Source organism: Comamonas testosteroni (genome assembly GCF_000761245.1).
Taxonomy (GTDB): domain Bacteria; phylum Pseudomonadota; class Gammaproteobacteria; order Burkholderiales; family Burkholderiaceae_C; genus Comamonas; species Comamonas testosteroni_C.
The window spans coordinates 1-342 of record NZ_AWOR01000035.1; the positions used below are offsets into that span (position 1 = coordinate 1).

Annotated in this window: 1 protein-coding gene; it reads left to right on the top strand. The window is 57.0% G+C overall.

Features of this window, described 5'->3' with window-relative positions:
* Positions 1-288, top strand: a 288-nt coding sequence (locus tag P353_RS07510; protein WP_034367443.1) for a transposase, incomplete at its 5' end; no start/stop codon positions are given.
* Positions 289-342: the final 54 nt, after the last annotated feature.

The following is a 342-nucleotide window of genomic DNA, read 5'->3' on the forward strand; positions in this document are numbered from 1 at the left end:
CCCATCATTCCCCCGAGAAAGAATGCAAGGATGCGCAAAGGCGATGTCTTTGTGCACCGCAATGCGGCTATCGCCGCATGCAGGCGCTTCGGTCGCAAGCTATGGAAAAGCTGGAGTGGTTACCACCGGCGCAGCTTGGTCGAGACCAAGATGAACTGCATCAAGCGGCTGGGTGAACGAGTGATGTCACGCATGTTCGAGCGGCAGGTCAACGAACTGCACATTCGGGTCGCTATCCTCAATCGGTTTACTGAGCTGGGTTGCCCGCAGACGGTAGCTGTGGCATAGCCACGTCTGGGGTTGGGGAAATCTGGCCTGAGGCTGATTTATGCAACAACGCCC